21 protein-coding genes and 1 tRNA gene are annotated in these 16,959 nt (G+C 68.0%); 9 read left to right on the top strand and 13 right to left on the bottom strand.

The window, feature by feature from the left end:
- The first annotated feature begins 4 nt into the window (after window positions 1–4).
- Genes IT182_03905 through priA form a run of 4 tightly spaced genes read left to right on the top strand, consistent with a single transcriptional unit; the run spans window position 5 to window position 4,662 of the window.
- The gene (locus IT182_03905) at window positions 5–211 is read left to right on the top strand and encodes a DNA-directed RNA polymerase subunit omega (protein ID MCC6162475.1); all 207 of its coding nucleotides are present in this window, start codon (window positions 5–7) and stop codon (window positions 209–211) included.
- Between the two features lie 28 nt (window positions 212–239).
- Window positions 240–1,448 (top strand): bifunctional phosphopantothenoylcysteine decarboxylase/phosphopantothenate--cysteine ligase CoaBC, encoded by a 1,209-nt coding sequence (gene coaBC, locus IT182_03900; protein ID MCC6162474.1) that lies wholly within the window; start codon window positions 240–242, stop codon window positions 1,446–1,448.
- A complete protein-coding gene (locus IT182_03895) occupies window positions 1,445–2,191 on the top strand; it encodes a uracil-DNA glycosylase (protein MCC6162473.1) in 747 nt (248 codons plus the stop codon). The genes coaBC and IT182_03895 overlap by 4 nt, the downstream gene beginning before the upstream one ends.
- A complete protein-coding gene (gene priA, locus IT182_03890; GenBank protein MCC6162472.1) occupies window positions 2,191–4,662 on the top strand; it encodes a primosomal protein N' in 2,472 nt (823 codons plus the stop codon). Before IT182_03895 ends, priA begins: the two co-directional genes overlap by 1 nt.
- A 6-nt stretch (window positions 4,663–4,668) precedes the next feature.
- Here priA and IT182_03885 read toward each other — a convergent pair whose 3' ends face one another.
- Both IT182_03885 and IT182_03880 read right to left on the bottom strand, forming a co-directional pair.
- Complete coding sequence (locus IT182_03885; protein MCC6162471.1) at window positions 4,669–5,721, bottom strand: site-2 protease family protein; 1,053 nt, start codon at window positions 5,719–5,721, stop codon at window positions 4,669–4,671.
- Window positions 5,722–5,734: 13 nt separating this feature from the next.
- The gene (locus IT182_03880) at window positions 5,735–6,007 is read right to left on the bottom strand and encodes an integration host factor subunit beta (protein ID MCC6162470.1); all 273 of its coding nucleotides are present in this window, start codon (window positions 6,005–6,007) and stop codon (window positions 5,735–5,737) included.
- 61 nt (window positions 6,008–6,068) lie between these two features.
- Between IT182_03880 and der the strand changes: the two genes are divergently transcribed.
- The 5 genes from der to IT182_03855 all read left to right on the top strand — a co-directional run bounded on the left by der (window position 6,069) and on the right by IT182_03855 (window position 9,323).
- Window positions 6,069–7,436, top strand: a complete 1,368-nt coding sequence (gene der, locus IT182_03875; GenBank protein ID MCC6162469.1) for a ribosome biogenesis GTPase Der — start codon at window positions 6,069–6,071, stop codon at window positions 7,434–7,436.
- Window positions 7,437–7,456: 20 nt separating this feature from the next.
- Complete coding sequence (locus IT182_03870; GenBank protein ID MCC6162468.1) at window positions 7,457–8,044, top strand: MerR family transcriptional regulator; 588 nt, start codon at window positions 7,457–7,459, stop codon at window positions 8,042–8,044.
- Window positions 8,045–8,115: 71 nt separating this feature from the next.
- Window positions 8,116–8,192, top strand: a tRNA-Pro gene (locus IT182_03865).
- A 322-nt stretch (window positions 8,193–8,514) separates the two neighbouring features.
- Complete coding sequence (locus IT182_03860) at window positions 8,515–8,781, top strand: hypothetical protein (protein MCC6162467.1); 267 nt, start codon at window positions 8,515–8,517, stop codon at window positions 8,779–8,781.
- Window positions 8,782–9,128: 347 nt separating this feature from the next.
- A complete protein-coding gene (locus IT182_03855) occupies window positions 9,129–9,323 on the top strand; it encodes a hypothetical protein (protein MCC6162466.1) in 195 nt (64 codons plus the stop codon).
- A gap of 52 nt (window positions 9,324–9,375) precedes the next feature.
- Here IT182_03855 and IT182_03850 read toward each other — a convergent pair whose 3' ends face one another.
- The 11 genes from IT182_03850 to IT182_03800 all read right to left on the bottom strand — a co-directional run bounded on the left by IT182_03850 (window position 9,376) and on the right by IT182_03800 (window position 16,857).
- Entirely contained in the window at window positions 9,376–9,591 is a 216-nt protein-coding gene (locus IT182_03850) for an excisionase family DNA-binding protein (protein ID MCC6162465.1), read from the bottom strand.
- A 9-nt stretch (window positions 9,592–9,600) separates the two neighbouring features.
- Window positions 9,601–10,110, bottom strand: a complete 510-nt coding sequence (locus IT182_03845) for a hypothetical protein (GenBank protein MCC6162464.1) — start codon at window positions 10,108–10,110, stop codon at window positions 9,601–9,603.
- A 37-nt stretch (window positions 10,111–10,147) separates the two neighbouring features.
- Window positions 10,148–10,384 (bottom strand): hypothetical protein, encoded by a 237-nt coding sequence (locus IT182_03840; protein MCC6162463.1) that lies wholly within the window; start codon window positions 10,382–10,384, stop codon window positions 10,148–10,150.
- A 294-nt stretch (window positions 10,385–10,678) separates the two neighbouring features.
- The gene (locus tag IT182_03835; GenBank protein MCC6162462.1) at window positions 10,679–11,806 is read right to left on the bottom strand and encodes a phage major capsid protein; all 1,128 of its coding nucleotides are present in this window, start codon (window positions 11,804–11,806) and stop codon (window positions 10,679–10,681) included.
- A gap of 179 nt (window positions 11,807–11,985) precedes the next feature.
- Window positions 11,986–12,336, bottom strand: a complete 351-nt coding sequence (locus tag IT182_03830; GenBank protein ID MCC6162461.1) for a hypothetical protein — start codon at window positions 12,334–12,336, stop codon at window positions 11,986–11,988.
- On the bottom strand, window positions 12,333–12,962 hold the full coding sequence (locus tag IT182_03825; GenBank protein ID MCC6162460.1) for a hypothetical protein: 630 nt from the start codon (window positions 12,960–12,962) through the stop codon (window positions 12,333–12,335). The genes IT182_03830 and IT182_03825 overlap by 4 nt, the downstream gene beginning before the upstream one ends.
- Before the next feature lie 253 nt (window positions 12,963–13,215).
- A complete protein-coding gene (locus IT182_03820; protein ID MCC6162459.1) occupies window positions 13,216–14,310 on the bottom strand; it encodes a hypothetical protein in 1,095 nt (364 codons plus the stop codon).
- Window positions 14,311–14,341: 31 nt separating this feature from the next.
- Window positions 14,342–14,572 carry an AlpA family phage regulatory protein gene (locus IT182_03815; GenBank protein ID MCC6162458.1) on the bottom strand — a complete coding sequence of 77 codons (231 nt, stop codon included), beginning with the start codon at window positions 14,570–14,572 and terminating at the stop codon, window positions 14,342–14,344.
- Between the two features lie 10 nt (window positions 14,573–14,582).
- Window positions 14,583–14,867, bottom strand: coding sequence for an AlpA family phage regulatory protein (locus IT182_03810; GenBank protein MCC6162457.1), 285 nt, complete (start codon window positions 14,865–14,867; stop codon window positions 14,583–14,585).
- 78 nt (window positions 14,868–14,945) lie between these two features.
- Complete coding sequence (locus IT182_03805; protein ID MCC6162456.1) at window positions 14,946–15,548, bottom strand: hypothetical protein; 603 nt, start codon at window positions 15,546–15,548, stop codon at window positions 14,946–14,948.
- Entirely contained in the window at window positions 15,538–16,857 is a 1,320-nt protein-coding gene (locus IT182_03800) for an integrase arm-type DNA-binding domain-containing protein (protein ID MCC6162455.1), read from the bottom strand. The genes IT182_03805 and IT182_03800 overlap by 11 nt, the downstream gene beginning before the upstream one ends.
- Between the last annotated feature and the right edge of the window lie 102 nt (window positions 16,858–16,959).

The following is a 16,959-nucleotide window of genomic DNA, read 5'->3' as shown; positions in this document are numbered from 1 at the left end:
CCAGATGGTTGATCGCAGCACCCTTCCCAACGCCTTCGAGTTCGTCGTCGTGGCCTCCGCCCGTGCCAAGCAGTTGCTCCAGGGCTGCGTGCCCAAGGTCGATCCGAGCGGCAAGCCCGCCCGCACGGCGCAGCGCGAAGTACTCGAAGGGTTCGTCCAGCCCCTCTACGACGACGAGCCCCTGATCGATCCCCAGACGCCGCTCGCGTAGGACGGACCAGCCCGGACGGGAGGCGGACATGGCCCTCGTGGCGGTTGGCGTCAGCGGCGGCATCAGCGCCTACAATGCGGTCGAAGTGGTGCGCCTGCTGCAGAAGGCCGGCCATCAGGTGGCCGTCGTGATGACGCGTGCGGCTACGCGCTTCGTTGGTCCGCTCACGTTCGAGGCCATCACCCAGCGGCGGGTGATCACCAGCCAGTGGTCGCCGGGCGCCAATGCCGACATCGAGCACATCGCGCTCGCCTCTGACGCCGCGTTGCTGCTCGTCGCACCTGCCACCGCCAATACCATCGCCCGACTCGCGCATGGCATGGCCAACGACTTCCTGTCGTCGCTGGCCCTGGCCACTCGCGCGCCCGTGCTGGTGGCCCCGGCGATGAACACGCACATGTACGACCATCCGGCGACGCAGGCCAACATGACGCTGCTGCGGTCGCGCGGCGTCAGGTTCGTGGAACCCGGCGAGGGCTACCTCGCGTGCGGATGGGTGGGGAAGGGCCGGCTCGCCGAACCCGACGTCATCGTGGCCGAGGCCCTCGCGTTGATCGAGGGGCCGCGACCGCTGCGTGGCCGCCGCGTCGTGGTCACGGCCGGTCCGACGTACGAGGATCTCGATCCCGTGCGATATCTGGGCAATCGATCGAGCGGAAGGATGGGGATCGCTGTCGCGGCCGAGGCGTCGAGGCAGGGGGCAGACGTCACGCTCGTGCTGGGGCCCTCGTCTCTTGAACCACCCCCGGCAGTGCGGACGGTGCGTGTCAGATCGGCGCGGGAGATGCACGCCGCAGTGAGCGCCGCGCGGGACACGGCCGACGCCATCGTGATGTCCGCGGCGGTGGCCGACTACACCCCCGCTGGTGGTGCCGCGGGCGACAAGGTGAAGAAGGCGGACGGCGTCCTGACGATTGCCCTGGAGCGCACGGTGGACATCCTGGCCGACCTGGGGCAGTGGCGCGGCGGACGCGCGCATCCGGTGCTCGTCGGCTTCGCTGCCGAGACCTCCGATGTGCTCGCGTACGCCGCGCGCAAGCGCGAAGCCAAGCATGTCGATCTGATCGTGGCCAACGACGTGAGTCAGGCAGGGGCCGGGTTCGAGGTGGACACCAACATCGCGAGTTTGGTCACCGCGGAGGGTGTCGAGACATTCCCCCTCGAGACGAAAGCGGCCCTGGCGACCCGCATCGTCGGATTCGTGGCACGCCGGCTCGGCGCGAGCGTGGCGCCATGAGTGACGCGCTGGATCCGCGTGCGCACCTGCGTCGCCATCTCGACTTCTACAAGGACCTGGGTGTGGCTGGCTTCAGTCGCGACGCTTCGTGGCGCGGTGAACGCACCGTCGTCGAACCGGCGGTCTCCACGGTCGACGAGGAGACTCCGGTGAGTGCAGCCTCTGACGCGGGCGAGACGTTCTCGTCGCTCGATTCGCTTCGCACGCACATCGGCCCGCAGTGCACGCGCTGCAAGCTGTGCCGGCTCGGCCGCACGCAGGTGGTGTTCGGCGTCGGCAATCCGGAGGCCGACCTCATGTTCGTGGGCGAAGCCCCCGGCGCTGACGAGGACCAGCAGGGCATCCCCTTTGTCGGCCGTGCGGGGCAGTTGCTGACGAAGATTGTCGAAGCCATCGAGATGCGACGCGATGATGTCTACATCGCGAACGTGATCAAGTGCCGTCCGCCGGGGAACAGGAATCCCGAACCCGACGAGGTGGGCGTCTGCGAACCGTTCCTGTTCCAGCAGATCGACATCATCAAGCCGAAGGTCATCGTGGCGCTCGGGAAGTTCGCGGCACAGTCGCTGTTGCGCGTGGACACCCCGATCACGCACCTGCGCGGCCGTGTCCACGACTTCCGCGGTGCCCGCCTCGTGCCCACCTTCCATCCGGCCTACCTGCTGCGAAGTCCCGACAAGAAGCGGGACACCTGGGAGGACATGAAACTCGTGCGATCCCTGCTGCGAGGCGAGGCCCGCTGATGCGCCTGGTCCGCGTGGCCGTGCCCGTGCCGGGGCTCGGCCTGCTGACCTATCGCCTGCCAGACGGCCTGCAGGCGCCCCGTGGCACGCGAGTCGTCGTCCAGGTCGGCCCCCGCAAGGTCACCGGGCTCGTCACGCATGACAACGCAGCGCCGGACGACGTGCCCGCGCGGGTACGCGACATTCTGGAAGTGATCGATGACGTGCCGTTCCTCCCCGAGGAAGTCGTCGATCTCGCGCTCTGGGTGGCCGACTACTACATGGCGGGGCCCGGCGAGGCGATTGCGACCGCCTTGCCGCCCAAGGGCTGGCTGCGCGCCGATATGACGGTGGCGCTGGCAGAGGACGCCGACGATGCGGCCAGGCATGCCGTACGTGAACTGCCACTCGACCAACCCGTGGACGAGGCGATCCTCGATGTGCTGCACGAACGTGGGCCCGTGCTGCGCCGCCAGATCGCACGGGCCATCGCCGGTCGGGTGCGCGACATGGACGTGACGGCGGACGTGGCGTCGCGTGCCGTCCGTCGACTGCTGAAGGCCGGCGTGGTGCGTCTGCAGCCCGTGGTGACGGGTCAGGCCGATGCCTCACGCAAACAGCGCTGGATCCTGCCGACGGCCCTGGCGTTCGAGCCTGCGACGGTACGGCTCGGGGCCAGGCAGGCGGCCGCCGTGCGTGTACTGACGGGGAGTCCGGAGGGGATCGACGCCGGCGACCTGCGCGATCAGGGAATCGGCAGTGAAGTGGTGCGACGACTGGTTGCGCTCGGTCTGGCGAGCATCGAGTGGCGATCGGTCGCGCGCGATCCGTTCGCGAGCGGATCGGCAGGCGTCTCCGATGTGCTCGCTGCCTCCCTGTTCCTGCCCCTGACCGCGGAACAGACGGCAGCGATGGACGTCCTGGAACCGCTCATCGGCAGGACGTTCAGTCCCGCGCTGCTCCATGGCGTGACGGGGAGCGGAAAGACACAGGTCTATCTGCGACTGGCACGCAGCGCGCTGGCGCAGGATCGCGGCGTGCTGCTGCTCGTCCCCGAGATCGCGCTGACATCCGCCGTGGCGTCGCTGTTCCGGCGTGCGTTCGGCGAACGCGTGGCCATCCAGCACAGCGGACTCTCGGACGGCGAACGCTACGACCAGTGGCATCGCATCCGACGGGGCGAAGTCGACATCGTCATCGGGACGCGATCCGCGGTGTTCGCGCCGTTGCCGCGCCTTGGACTCGTGATCGTGGACGAGGAGCACGACACGGCCTACAAGCAGGAAGAGAGCCCGCGGTATCACGGACGCGATGCGGCGATGGTGCGCGCGCGCGACGCGGGTGCGGCGATCGTGCTGGGATCGGCAACGCCCGCGCTCGAGACGTGGCGGCATGCCACCGAGGGACGCTATCGCCTCGTCCGGATGCGCCAGCGCGTGAACGATCGTCCGCTGGCCGACGTGCGTATCGTCGACATGCGCGACGCCCTGGTCGAGGACGGTCCCGAGGTCGTCCTGAGCCAGCCGCTGCGAGCGGCGTTGCAGGAGTGCCTCACCAGGCGTGAGCAGGCGATGGTACTGCTCAATCGTCGCGGCTATGCGCCGTCACTCTTGTGCCGCGCGTGCGGCAACACCGCGGAGTGCCCCAATTGCGCCGTCACGCTGACGGTACACAAGCGTGCGTCGCAGGTGCGCTGTCACTACTGCGGCTACGCCGCGCCACTCCCGGCGACGTGCGCGTCGTGTCAGGGGGCGTTCCTCGAGTACACGGGCGTGGGTACCGAGCGCGTCGAGCAGGAGGTCCGTGCCGTGTGCCCCGATGCGCGCATCGCGCGCGTGGACCGCGACACGATGCAGCGGCGTGGCGCCATCGGACGTGTGCTGGCGCAGTTCGCGAAGCGGGAGATCGACGTCCTGGTGGGCACGCAGATGATCGCGAAGGGACACGACTTCCCGCAGGTGACGCTCGTTGGCGTGGTCTCGGCAGACGTCGGTCTTGGCGTGGCCGACTTCCGGGCTGCGGAGCGCACGTTCCAGTTGCTCACGCAGGTGGCGGGGCGCGCGGGTCGTGGTGATGCGCGTGGAGAAGCCATCGTCCAGACGTTCCACCCGAATCACTATGCGATTGGCATGGCCGCGCATCAGGCCTACGACGCCTTCGTCGAACGCGAACTCGAGTTCCGCGAACGGATGCGGTATCCCCCGTGGTTGTCGATGATCAACATCGTCGTGCGCCACGCCTCGCTGGCCACCGCGTTGCGAGAGGCAGGTCAACTGGTCGATGCGTTGCGGACGTTCGGTGCGGAGCGCTTCGGCGTGCTCGGTCCCGCACCGGCCCCGCTGGGCCGACTGCGTGGCGAGTCGCGCGTGCAGGTGTTCCTCAAGGGCCGCGACCGCGCGGCGATGCGCCACGCCACGCGCCAGGCGCTCGCCTCGCTCCCCGCGCTGCACAAACGCGTCACCGTCGACGTCGATCCCCTGACGATGCTGTGAGCGTTCCTACCGTCCGCCAAGGAAGTCTGCCGGACTGATCGGCACCGGCGTGAAGCTCAGGACGAACATGACAGCGGCGAAAAGCCCGAGCAGGATGCGGGCCGTGCCGATGGGGACGTGCTCTTGGCCGACGGGCGGGTGCTCGAGGCCGAACGCCCACATCATCACCAGCAGGAGGACGGTCCACACCGCCCAACTCGTCGAGACGAAGATGGCCAGCACCACCAGGATGAGCACGGCAGCCATCGTGACGTAGCGCGACGCACGTCCCACCAGCGCGTGGATGATGTGTCCACCGTCGAGCTGGCCGGCGGGGAACAGGTTGAGCGCCGTCGCGAGCAGGCCGAACCATGCGGCAAAGCCCGTCGGGTGCATCACGAAGAGCGCGCGCTCGGGCAGATCGCCGAACCACACCTTCTGCAGGAGCGTGAGCAGCAGCGGGTCACCGAGGTTGAGTCCGCCCTGCAGGGCGATCGGTCGAGACAGGTGGACGACGTACGAGTGCGACACACCATAGATCGCGAGCGGCACGAGGACGACGAATCCCGCGATGGGGCCGGCGATGCCGACGTCGAAGAGCGCGCGGCGCGTGCGTGGCAACGCCATCCGGATCACCGCGCCGAGTGTCCCGACGATCGAGAGGGCCGGCGCGGGGATGAAGTACGGCAGCGACGCCGGAATCCGGTAATATCGACACGCGAAGTAGTGCCCGAGCTCGTGCGATCCGAGGATGAGGAGTGCGGGGACGCTGAACCAGAGGCCGCCGAAAAAGGCCGTCGACGCCGACATCGCGACGCGTCTGGTACCGACGGCGGAGACGTAGTTCACGAAGAAGCTGGCGCCGGCCAACGTCATCGTGACGAAGGTGAGGAGGAGCAGGAGCAAGTGGACCCAGCCGGCATGGCCGATGCGCGGCGGTGGTCCGACCGGGTGGTCCGGCGGCGTCAGTGGGCCCGTGACCCAGGCGCTGTCGGCTGGCGACCAGCGAACGTCGATCGGCTCGTCGGGAGTCGCGGCGGTTTCGCCTGGACCAGGAGGAGGCAGGGACGGAGTGGACACGGGCGCCTGGTCGTCAGCCTCCGATGTTCTGGAGGTCCTTGCCGGGCTTGAAGCGGATGGTGCGGCCCGGTGGGATGCGTACCTCCTTGCCCGTCCGGGGATTGCGCCCGATGCCGCGCTTGCGGGGCTTCACCTGGAAGACGCCGAATCCACGCAGTTCGATGCGTTCGCCACGTTTCATGGCGTCACGCATTGCCTCGAAGACGGCCTCGACGGCGACCTCGGCTTTCACCTTGGTGATGTCGGCGACGGTCGCCACTTCGTTGATGATGTCGACCTTGATCATCGTCAGCCGCTAAGAAGCATAGATACAGGGGTTTAGACGTGTCAATCCGCAAGATTGCCGCATGAGCGGCACACACGCCCGCGCGCGGCCCACGGTGGTGCTCGTCGGCAGGCCCAACGTGGGCAAGTCGACGCTCTTCAATCGCATCACGCGAACCCGCCGCGCCATCGTCAACGCGATGCCCGGCACCACACGCGACGTGCTCGCGCACGACGCGGAGTGGCAGGACACGCCGTTCAGACTCGTCGATACCGGCGGCATCTTCGGCCACACCGAGGACCCACTCCACCACATGGTGGTGGAGCACGGCAAACGCGCCATCCAGCAGGCCGATCTCATTGTGTTCGTCGTCGATGGTCGCGAGGGACGCCTGCCCGGCGACGATGAGATCGCGGCGGCGGTGCGGACCACGAGCGCGCCGGTGTTGCTGGCGGTGAACAAGGCCGACGACAAGCGCGCTCGCGATCGGATGTACGAGTTCTTCGCGTTCGGCTTCGAGCAGGTGTTCGAGATCGCCGCCGAGCACGGGACGGGTGTGCCCGAACTGCTCGATGCCGTGCGCGCGTACCTCGTCTCGGCCGGGAAGACGGGCGGCGCGCCGGCCACGCCCGATCGCGACGAGATCGCGGTGGCCATCGTCGGCCGGCCGAACGTGGGGAAGTCGTCGCTCGTCAACAGGCTGTTGCGCGAAGAACGCCTCATCGTCAGCGACATCCCCGGCACGACGCGCGACGCGATCGACACGGTCTTGCGCTGGCACGACCGCACGTTCCGGATTGTCGACACGGCGGGCATCAGGCGGCCCGGACGCGTGGCCAGTTCGCACGCCGTGGAGATGGTGAGCGTGCTCACGGCGAAGCGCGCGATGGAGCGCGCCGACGTCGCCGTGCTGGTGATCGACGCGTCACAGGGCGCCACCGACCAGGATGCGGCCATCGCGGGCGAGGCCGAACGGCTCGGCTGCGGGATGATCATCGCGGCCAACAAGTGGGATCTGACCAAGGGCGAGGGAGACCGTTACTACAAGACCTTCGACGAGGAGCAGCGGTTCCGCATGAAGTTCCTCGACTATGCGCCGTTACTGCACATCTCGGCGTTGACGGGCGAGCGCGCGTCGAAGGTGCTGGAGGTCGTGGAGCGCGTCGCCAGGGCGCGTCGGACGCGCGTGTCGACGGGCGAGCTCAACCGCTTCGTCGAGCGGATCAGCCGTGAGCATCCGCCGTCATCGCCCGACAAGCGGCGGGTGAAGATCCTCTACGCGGCCCAGACGGGCGTCGCGCCGCCGCAGTTTGTCTTCTTCACCAACGTCGCCACGTCGTTCCACTTCTCGTACGAGCGGTTCCTGGTGAACAACCTGCGCGAGACGTTCGGGTTCGAAGGGTCGCCCATCCGTATCGTGGTGCGCAAACGCACGCGCGCCGACGACTGACGTCGCACTATACTTTTGCGGTGCCCGACGTGACGATTCCGGACAAGCCTGCCTTCAAGGCGAGCGAGGTCTGTGAGCTCGCGCAGATTCAGCCGTACGTGCTGCGGTCGTGGGAGTCGGAGTTCTCCGATCTCGGCCTGTCGAAGACGCCCGGCGGCCCGCGTGTCTACAGGCGGATCGACGTCGAGCGCGTGCTGCGGATCCGCGAGCTCGTCTTCACCGAAGGGCTGACGCTGTCGGGGGTGCGCCGGCGCTTCGAGGCCGAGCAGCCGCCGGCCGAGGAAGACCTCTTCGCGCTGGTCGCGGAAGTCGAAGCCGCACAGGCGGCCGAAGCCAGAGCGCGGGTGGAGAGTGCCGCACCACGTCCGGTGCGCAAGACCGCCGCGCCTGTCGAGGAGCATCTCCTTGCTCCGGTTACCGAACCGGTCAGCGAGTCGTCGCCTGTACCACCACCTGTCGTGGCCGCACCTGCACCGCAGCCGCCTCCCGTGTCGGCAGAGGCCCACGCCCGACTCGTGCAGTTGAAGCAGGACATGCGCGCGCTGCTCACCATGCTGGGCGACAGCCCGGCGCCGCCAGCACCACGTCGCCAGCGCGCCAGGGGTTGAACCCCTGGCCTCAATCCGGCGGGGCCTCTGGTCGCGTGCTACAATTCGCGTTCGCGCCGTTCGGCGCCGGTCGGGATGTAGCGCAGCCTGGTAGCGCACCTGAATGGGGTTCAGGGGGTCGCGAGTTCGAATCTCGCCATCCCGACCAATAAAATCCAGTAAAACTGAAGAGGTGAAAGTCGCTTCCGTCGGAGCGGGCTAACACCGGGCTAACACCGACGCGCGCGCGGCCGTGAGAGGCCGACGCGTCGCGCCACGACGCGGAAGCGGTAACGCCTTCGTCTCACGTGACGCGTTGTCGACGGCCGCGGTCGTCTCCGTCCCAGTCGGCGCGTGCGTACGGGGCCAACCCGCACCGCAGCGCGTCGTGTGATGCCGACTCAGACCCCGGCGGGTCGCGGAACGGCGCGCGGACGGGAACCCGAGTATGTAGCCCCCGCGTCCTATACTGATGAGCAGGAGGAAGCCTCATGGACCTCGGTGACTTCGCCCACGCTGGCGCTGACATGTGGTTGCACGAGCGCATGAACCGCCGCCGCGCCGCGCGACGAGCGCTGCAGGTGCAAGCGATGCAGCGGCGCCGGGACGCACTGCACCTGCGCGCCACGGTACAGCCGGCCGCCGTATCCATGTGGCCTCTGAGCCCGACCGTCGCTCGATGGCTGGCGCTGACCGCGGTCGCCGGAATGCTGGCCTTCGTCGCGGGCGTGGTGGTCGCGTTGCTCGACAGGCTGTAGCCCCTTGCGAAGGGCATCATGCTGATCACCGTGCTCGGGATCATCCTGGTCTGGTACTTCGTCGAGCGGCCCGCCGCGAACCGGCGGCGATAACGCCGTCGTTTCACCCGCCCCTCACGCTCTTGGTTGCGTGAACGGAATCACTTTCGGCCGCCTGCGACGCGCGCCAGTTCGAGGGGGCACGGCCGCGGTCCGCCCTTGCCGATGGCGGGTGCGATTGGCGCGTGCCAAGGCTTCGACGCGCTCGGAGAACTCCAACGCGAGGGCTACGCGTTCAACCCCTTCCACAGCTCCATCACGAACATGTCTGTTTCTCCGGGAGGTATACTTCCTGCTGAGATTTCCATATGGACGCGATCGACCTGTTCGGCACGCTCTGGCTCGCTGATCGGCTCCACAGGCGGCGCGTGATGACCGTGGCGAACCCGGTGGTTGGCCAGGTCGCCCTTGGCATCGCCGTCGTGCTGGGGCTCGGACTCGTGGCCGCCGGCATCGTCCTGATCGTCGCTATCACTTCCCCGATCTGGCGACTCGCGCTGTAGGCGGCGAAGGCCTCGACGTCGACGCGCGATCGCGTGGGTGCGAGGACTGCCGCTACTGCAACGCTTGTGGTGGCCACGAGGTGAGCTGACGTTCCAGACGCTGCGCCGACTCACGCGTGATGCGCGCCTGCCGCGGCCCGACGGACACGACGACGAGCGCCTCGGCGTCCATCCACTTGCGCACCTGGCGACGACTGACCGACAGGTACACCGCCAGCTCGCGGACCGTGACGTAGGCCGATGGGTGAGACGCCAGTTCGCGGATCATGGCGCGGCCTCAGCTGACGCCCTCGTCTGCGACGACAGCGGGAATCGCACCGCTGGCGGCGGCTGGCTGTGCACCCGTCTTCGCGATCAGCCGAAGCGCCGCCTGAAGATCCGGATCGAGCCGCCGGTACGCCCCGACGAGTTCGGCCTCCTGGCGCGACAGCAACATCCCATCGCGGCCGCGGGGGCCGTCGAGCAGCTCGCAGGCGCGCTGCCTGGCGGCCGGCTCGAGGATGACGCTCCCGCTCAGGAGATCACGTAACTGCTTGGTGACGCGAGTCTCCCGGCCGTCGTGGTAGTCCTTGAAGGTCCCGACGGCAAAGAACTCCTCCTGCCGCAGGTCATCGAGGTGGCGGTACGCGACCGGATCCCAGAGTTGCCGATGCGCCTTCAGGAACGCGTCCGTCGCCCAGTAGGCATCGAGACAGGCCTGATAGAGTCGGCGCGCTCGCGGGCGAGGCGCCGGTAACGGGACGACCGCGCCGGCGGCCGCCGGTGCGTCGAGGAGTCTCAGTGTCATGGCGTGGGCTCTCCAGTAGTGTCAGGCGCAACCAACCTCAGGACCGCTTGCGCGTGCTCGTCCGCGGACGCGTCGTCGGCGGCTTGCTGGCGGGTGGGCGTGGGCGCTGGACGCCGGCGACACCAGCCAGGACTCCTCCACGTTCCAGCCAGTCGGCGACCGCACGCCTGATCTGCTCTGACACGGGCACACCGAACCGCTGGCGGTTGTCTTCAAGCACTGCCAGAACCTCGGCATCGAATCGGAGGGAGATGGTCCGGTCTTGAGGTGACATGTGCATTACTGTATGTTCATGTAATACAGCTGTCAAACTCGCCCCCGCCCCGAGGCCTTCTCGCCTCGGAGCGGATGCGGCGAGGTCGCCGCGGCTGCGGGAGTGGGGATGCAGCCCGGCGACCGTGGTGCACGCGTTCCCAGCCCCGGCGGGCGCCTCGGCCGCCGGCGCACGCGTGCGACGTGAAGTGCCCGGGCTCCCATGTCGCAGCCGGGAGGACTGCGGCACGAGAGCCCTGGGCGGTGAGCCAACGCCGGCGAGGGAGCCACCCGCCAGATCGTCGACTCAAGGGTGTCAGGCGGCCTTGAAGCCCGGGATGTGGACGATGCCCGCGCTGTTGAGCACGATCAGGTCCGCCCGCAAGGTTGCCCGGATACCGATCGCGTCCACATCGAAGTGCCGGCTGTGATCCAGTTCGATCCGGACGTCCTGCCGCATCACGAACGCCACCTGGCTCGTGTCCACGAGATACGCGCTCGAGCAGACCGCATCGCTGGTCCCCTGCACCTCGGTGGTCGGAATCTGCGAGGTGAGGTACACGGGCACGCCGAGCAGCGAGCGCATCGGCCCGGTGCTGAGCTTCGCCTCGTGATACAGCAGCGGCACGTTCGAACCGGAGGCCTCCGGGATGGTCAGCAAGGTGCTCCAATCCCGCGGGTGCATGTAGATCGCCGCGGTCCGGAGGTTGCCGTTGGCGGTCACGTACTTGGACCAGGCCGTGTGGAACCACGTCATGGTGGTCGGCGCGGCACCATCGGTGGCCACCGGCGCCGTCTGAATCCCCGCCACGGCAGCCAACCGCACCGGCGCGTTGGCGTTGTTCTCGCTCTGCGCCTGGAACGCGGCCTTGTCGAGGCCGAGGGCCAGCGCCTGGCCCATCTGCACCTCGAGCAGGGCACCAAGCGCCGGGTCACTGTCCTCGAAGAGCTCGCGCGAGGCCACCACGTAGGCCGCGAGCTTCTTCGGATACGCGCTCACATGGCCGTAGGTGGGAGCGGCGCCGGCGAGGGACTCCATTTCCCCGCGCCAGACGGCGGCCGGATCCGTGAGGACGGCCGGCAAGCGCAGCGTCGTGGCCTCGGTTCGAATCAATCGGATGCCCGACTCGATCAGGACCGACTGCGGTCGCATCCGATCGATGAAACGGTTCCAGTGCGCCTCGGGTAGCAGATAGCCGCCGCTGCCGCTGCCGGTCAGCGCCTTCGCATCGAACCAGGGCGGTCCGCTCCGGCCGTCGCGCGTTCCCTCGAGCGCATCGCCGACCCCGAGGCGTGCCTGCCTGTGCTGAACGTCCTGGACCTGCACGCTGAGCGTATCCAGCCGGTCGTCCAAGGCTCGGACCCTACTCGCCTGCTGCGCCTTGAAATCGGTGAAGCCGGTTCCCAGGGCGGCAATGGCCTCTGTCACGTTCTGTGTCGTCATCTGATGGTCCTCTCTCATTCGTCGTGCACGGCCGGCGTGCCAATGGTCTGGTGGTGCACCCAGGGAACGGGCCTCCCGCACGTCTGCGCCTGAGACCAGATCGCAGCATCCCGCAGCGAATCCGGACGCGCGATGAGGCCGGCCGCCTCCCCGCGCGGGTGAAACTGGTGAGTCCCCGCCTACTGCAGCGCCTGTGGCGGCAGTAGTTCCGCCAGGCGCAGGGCTTCAACGTCCTGCATGAGCGCGCGCACCTTCCCGATCTGCCAGCCCACCTGCTGGAGCTGGCGACCGTCCTCATCGAGGATGGCCAGCGCAACGACGTCCGCGCGCTCATCGATGACCAGGCGAAGCGGCGGCACTGTCGCGGGCGCGGCTGTCGGCGCGCCGCCGGCGGCGGCGGACTGGGCGCGCGCGAGTGCGCATCGCCCCAGATCCTTCAGGGCGTTCAGCAGGATGGAGACGATCGCGACGCCGACGGCATCGGCCGGAGCGGCGGGCATGTTCGGCGACATCGGTTTCTCGTTGTTCATGGATGAGTTCCCTTCGGGTGGGGACGGAATGTTTTTGACCTGACCACACGCGCAGAAGGGCACCGGAGGCGGTCCGGACGCGCGATCGGTCCAGACTTTTCACAGGGGCCTACCCCTCGCCGGCGCGACGGCCCGCGCGCACAGTTGGAGCCGGCGTCTCGGGTGCGCCAGACTCGGTTGCCTGGCAGCACATCGACGTTGCCGGTGTAAACGATCTCGTCGACGTCGAGTGCGTCGTAGGCGAGCAACCATCGGTCGATGTACTCGCGCCAGGAGGACGGTCGCTCCTGGTCGGCGCGTCGATAGAGCATCGCGGCTTCAGCGATCACCATCACGACTCGACATCCGCGATCGCGCAGAGGCTCACGCAATACCGACGTCGGTGCCGAACTGATGATCCAGACAGCGCCGCCGTTGTACCCGTTGGACCACAGGTGCGCGAGAACGGCATCGCGCGCGGCGAACACGAAGGGCTTCAGCGGCGGTGGCTGGTCATGGCTACTCGCGCCGCCGAAAGCTGCGTAGAGCTGGTCCACATCGACAACGAGATCGCCGGCGCGTCTCCGGTGCTCCACGTAGTGGTTCTTGCCGGCGCACGGCGGACCACAAACGAGAGTGGCAATCACGAGGGCACCGCCCTTGTTCGTCGTGGTGCGACTGGCATCGCCGCACAGCACCGTCCGTAGGCCCGGGGGGCAGCGCGCGGTGGGCGAGGCATGCGTGCTAGCCTTCGCCCGTGGAGACCGTCGTCTTGCTGCTTCCCGTGGTGAGCCTGTGCTGGCTTGTCACACTCGCTGTCGGCACGGTGATCGGCCTTCGTGCTACGCGGCGGCGCTAGCGCTCCTCGTCTCGGCCCACACCCCAAGAGTTTCGTCGGCGTCAGCTGACACATGGCGCGCCTCCGGCGACCCGCCGCATACGCACGGGTTCGAGCTCGGCGCCGATGTCCGGCCCGATCAGGTGCGCGACACGAGAGGGCCAGCGCTCATCGTCGACACAGGCCGAGCCACCGGGATCGCTTGACGCGGCCGGCCTCGAGGTCGGCGATCCGGGTTCGGGTCGCGCATACGCCGTCGCTGCACGCTCCACCTCTTCGCGCATTGAGGCGTCAACCCGCGACAGGTCGAGCGTGCCTGCCGCGACGGCCTTGGCTTGGCGCAGCAGGCACGCCGATCGCTGCCCGCATCGAGGTTCGTGTGAGCAGCCGTCCCCCCACCCACCAAACCGCGACTGGACGGCCGTCGCTCGCTGTACGGCCAATTGCGGGGCCAGGAGCGCCAGACGCCCCGGTGTCTTTGGCTTGCCATCGTCGTACGCGGCCGGTTTCGACAGGTAAGTGTCGGTCAACGCATCGAGTGCCGCGTCTTCGGCGTACGCCGTGACCAGGCGGATGGCCGCTTCGAAATCGCGTGAAGGCTTGCCGACAAACGGAGACCCGCACCGGGTCTGGTGCGTGACGGTGAACCGCTCGAGCCAACGCGTTGCCCGATGCCGGGCGGCATCGTTCGCGGTGGCCGTCGCTTGGTCCTCGTCCAGCGGGTGCGCGCGCGTGCCTGGCGCACGGAGCACGTCGCAGGGCGCACCCACGCCAACGCCCACCGCGTGAGCGGGGGGAAGGGGGGGATCTGTTCTTTCTCTGATCTCTCTCTTCTCTTCTGCATCTGCGTTCGCATCTGCGTTCGCATTCAGACTTGACCATCGAACCTTCGCATTTGCCCTGTTTTTCGCGGACTTGTTGACGAAACGGTTGCGGTCGTGGCGCAGTTCAATGAGGAGTTCGGCGACAACTGGACCGACGTGTTGCCACAAGTTCCGCAGACGATCCGTGCGAATTCGAGGCCTGATCTCCTGCGAAAGTGCGGGGATGTCATCCAAGAACGTCTCGTCCTCGTCACGCGCCACGAGCAGGAGCACCTGCAGCGCGAGGCCTTGTTGTTCGAGCGTCAGCGACCGCATAGCACGCAGCGTCGCCACGGTGTACAACCTCGCCCACTCCATGCGCGGCTCAACGCGACGCCGGCCGACTGGCCAGCCAGGAAGACACTGCCGCCGCGCGGAATCCGATTGCGCCCGCCGGGAGACGAATCGAAGCGGGGAAGTGTCTGGCCCGCACGAGGCGGGAGATCGAACTCCGCGAGAGCCCGGTAAGTCTCATCACGTCGGGGAGGCTGAGGATGCGGCCGTCGTCCGGTGGAAGCGTCGAGGGCGGCTGGTGAAAGATCCGCGCGATCGTCATTTACAGATGCTCAGCAGGCTGAGAGGTCAGCGTCGGTCGGCCGCGGCTGTGTGCCCCACGCATCGATCGTGCGCCGCAACCACGTGGGTCGCATGCCGGCGAGATGCCGATCCGGCGCCGGGAACCGGCCACTACGCAGCCAGCGATACAGCGTTGTACGCGACACGCCGCCAATCAGATACCGGACCTCCGGTCCCGTGAGGAGCGCGAAGGGGTCGTCAGGGATGACGCGCTTCTTCGCGCGGGCATCGTCGCCAGGTCGGTAATTTTTGGATTTCTTGTGTGCCTTCGCCATGCGACGCTGAGCATCACAGACCCGCACGCGGCACGTGACGAAAACTCCCCCTACGGAGAGGGGAGTTTTCGTCCGCAGCTACCGAGGCTTGTGTATCCGCAGGCTTGTTGGAAGCGTCAGGCCCACGAGTGCAGCCGTAGTACGCAGGAAGGCGAGCCGCTCACGCTTGGCGTCTGCGACCTCCGCCGGTGTCGTGGGAGCGATCTCGGTCGCATCAGCGTAGATCGCCGACAGCTCGTCAATGAACCACCACACTTCGCTCTTGGTTGGACGGCCGTCGCGGCGGACCCACATCAGTTGTTCAGTGCGCATCCACGCCTGCGTCTCTACTTCGCTCAGCAACTCGCGAAGGGGTTGCAGGTCGTACGGGGACACCGCGACTTCGGCGGTGTGCCCAGGCCAGGTGAACGGCTCCGTCCACACGTCCTCGAGGACGTCCTCGGTTTCCTCGAGGACGCGCGCCAAGACCTGAACGGCTCGCGCGACGCGGGCCAGATCCTTGCGGATCGCATCAGTGCTGGGCCGAGAGCGGGCCTGGGCCGTCATCCGCTGGTAGCGTGTGAGCACGACCTCGATCCGCGTGGCGTGCGCACGCTCGATCCCGAACCGATCGAGCAGCTCGCGGCGCTCCGCGGCCGTGAGTTTCCGGGTGTGGTCGCTTACCCAGCCGCTATCGGCCAAACGGAACCACCTTCGGCGCCGTTGCGCCGGTGACGATGCGGTCCACGTTACGTGCCCACGCATCCAGGGCACGCCGCTTCTCCGGCAGGCGGTCGAAGCGGTCGTACACCTTCGTGGACTTCGGGCCGCGGTCGACGTGATTGAGGACGTGCGCGATGGTCTCGCGCGAGACGCCGAGACGCGCCAGGCCACTGGCCGCGGTCCGGCGCAGGTCGTGCCCGCGGACATCCTCGGCGCCCGCGAGGAACGTCGACAGGTGCACCTTCTTCGCGCGGTCGGTGGCGGCGCCGCGATTCAGGTCATTCGGGAAGACCCACGCGACTGCGCGATCGACGGCGCGCCGACGCCGCGCGAGGATAGCCACCGCCGCCGCACTCAACGGCACACTGTGCGCGCGCCCGTTCTTGGCGACGTCGGCCGGGATCGTCCAGACCCGGCGTCGATCCACCTTCGTGATGTCTGTCCAACGCATCTGGATCACTTCGCCGCCGCGCTGCGCGCTCAACAACCGCAGCCGTAACCAATCGGCCAGCATCGGGCGAAGCAGGGGCGTCTCGTCGCCCAAACGGGCCGTGGTGACGCGGGAGCGCCGGCCGTCGTCGCGCGGGGCGTCGGCGATTGTGCGGTAGGCGGCTTCGGACGTGTCGAGCGCCTGCCACAGCTGGCGGATCTCGGCATCGGTCAGCACGCGCTCACGAGACCGTTCCTCCCCAGGCTTCTTCAGCCGGTACGCCGGGTTGTTGTCGAGCCATTCGCGATCGACGCCGAAGTTCAGGATCGTGCTCAACAGCGCGAGGACGCGATTGGCCGCGATGGGGGCGCGATCGGCGATCACGTCCAGGTGCTCGCGGATGTCGCGCCGGGTGAGCTGGCGCACGGGCGTGTCGCGCCAGCGTGGCAGCAGGTCCTTGTTCAGGATGCGAACGTCTTCCACCCACGTTCGCTTCACCTTCTTCGCGTGGCGCTCAATGAACAGGTCGGCGAGCGCGCCGAACGTCTCTCGGGTCGCGACCTCGCGGGCGGCCTTCTTGTCCTCGACGGGATCGCCCCCGTCAGCCACCTGCTGTTGGAGCGCCCGCGCCCGCTTCCGTGCCTCGGCGAGCCCGATCGCGCCGTCGCCCCCGAATGCGCCGAGCGTGTACCACTTCTGCCGCGCGGCCCGCCCACCAGGGCGGTAGATGACGAGCCACACCTTGTGTCCCGTCGGGGAGACCCGGAGCGTCAGCCCGGGACAGTCGGGGTCGTTGACGGTGTAGCGCGTGGCTCTGGGGGGCAGCGCGGCGAGGGTGCGTGTCGTCCATGAAGGCATCGCTGAATCTCCATCAGGGGAGCCGAGCCGGGCTTTCGGGCTAACACCGGGCTAACACCGATCCACGACACGAGACGAAACGCAGAGTACCACGAAAGTGCA

The organism is Acidobacteriota bacterium, assembly GCA_020845575.1.
GTDB lineage: Bacteria > Acidobacteriota > Vicinamibacteria > Vicinamibacterales > Vicinamibacteraceae > Luteitalea.
Note: the sequence above shows the minus strand (reverse complement) of the source record. Positions and strands in the feature narration are given on the sequence as shown.